Raw genomic sequence first — 1,276 nt, forward strand, 5'->3', positions numbered from 1 at the left:
GCCCCACCGCCCGCCAACTCGCGGGCTGGTCCGAACCGCCGATCCGCGACGAGGACCGGCTGTGGCGGATCGTCGACGTGCTTGTCGAGATCGGCGCGCAGCGCGGCGTGTCGGCAGCGCAGGTGGCGCTGGCCTGGCTGCTTGGCCGGCCGGCCGTCAGTTCGCTGGTGATCGGCGGCAGGACGGAAACGCAGTTCCGGGACAACATCGCGGCGGCAAGCCTGGTGCTTTCCGGCGAGGAGCGCGAGCGCCTCGATGCGGTCAGCCGGCCGCCCTTGCTCTATCCCTACTGGCACCAGCAGCTGACGGCAAAGGACCGTTTTGGTGCTGCAGATCTGGTGATTGACCGAAGCGGCATCTGATCGGCAAATCGATGGCGATAGGTATTGGCCGCCGCAATGATGGACCTGGCCCCTTCATTGCGACGCGCATCTTGCAAGCCTGGCCATCATCGACGCACTATCGCTTCAGCTGTTGTGTTTGACGGCTAATGCTCCTAGGCAGGACCAGAGCCGCGAGGCAGTGAAAAGGAGCCAATATGGCGCGACCACCAAACTACGATCAGGAACGCAAGGAACGCGACCGCCAGAAGGCGGCCAAGAAGGCCGAGAAGCTGGCAGCAAAGGTTGCAGCGAGGGAACGTTCGAAGCCCGAAGACGAGACTGAAGCCGAAACCGAAACGGCAAAGTGACGGCAAACGGCCCGCAGATGCGGGCCGTGCCTCAATCCAGATTGCCGCCCCAAATGTCGGCTTGTGTCAGGCGGGCGCCTTGTCGCTGACGAACACGTCCACTTCGCGTGCTGCCGCGATGAAGGCACGCCTGGCGTTCATCGCCGGCTTGTCGCCGGCGAGTGCGTCATGGCAGGCCTGCAGGGCCGCGCGATGCTTGGGGCTGCGCTTGCCGGGCCAGCTGTTGAGGAGGTAGTCGGAAGCCTCACGCGCCGTGCGCAAGAGCTGAGTGCTTCCCGCCGCGACTGACTTCACAGTCACAGGTGTTTCAAATCGGTTGTTTTCCATGGCCGCTCCTTACGCCATCGGCGTCTGCGAAGCGAGGCGAAAGTGCGCATACGTCCAGACGCCGCTTTGCGCCCCTTCATCCACCTTTAAGCAGCAACGACGGCAAAGCCTCTGGCGCGAAGACCGCGCCGATCGTTGGCCAGCGACGTCACCAGCCGGTCGCGGCTGCCGACGATGTGGCCTGACAGCAGGCGCGCGGCTTCATCGGCGTCGCCAAGGCGTGCCGACGCCAGTATGGCGCGATGTTCGGCCCAGGCG

The 1,276-nt window shown here is 64.8% G+C and carries 3 protein-coding genes and 1 pseudogene; 2 read left to right on the plus strand and 2 right to left on the minus strand.

Annotation, left to right across the window (positions count from 1 at the left end; translation table 11 throughout):
• Together EN964_RS34935 and EN964_RS34940 are read left to right on the plus strand one after the other, a co-directional pair.
• Positions 1-362, plus strand: a 362-nt coding sequence (locus EN964_RS34935) for an aldo/keto reductase (RefSeq protein WP_164776410.1), incomplete at its 5' end; no start/stop codon positions are given.
• A gap of 176 nt (positions 363-538) precedes the next feature.
• Positions 539-691 (plus strand): hypothetical protein, encoded by a 153-nt coding sequence (locus EN964_RS34940; protein ID WP_013532262.1) that lies wholly within the window; start codon positions 539-541, stop codon positions 689-691.
• Positions 692-757: 66 nt separating this feature from the next.
• On the opposite strand, the gene EN964_RS34945 is transcribed toward EN964_RS34940, so the two are convergent.
• Both EN964_RS34945 and EN964_RS39295 read right to left on the minus strand, forming a co-directional pair.
• A complete protein-coding gene (locus EN964_RS34945) occupies positions 758-1,018 on the minus strand; it encodes a DUF982 domain-containing protein (RefSeq protein ID WP_013532263.1) in 261 nt (86 codons plus the stop codon).
• Positions 1,019-1,104: 86 nt separating this feature from the next.
• Positions 1,105-1,276: pseudogene (locus EN964_RS39295) on the minus strand (GntR family transcriptional regulator); the annotation flags it as partial.

The organism is Mesorhizobium sp. M7A.F.Ca.CA.001.10.2.1 (genome assembly GCF_003998575.1).
Taxonomy (GTDB): Bacteria; Pseudomonadota; Alphaproteobacteria; order Rhizobiales; family Rhizobiaceae; genus Mesorhizobium.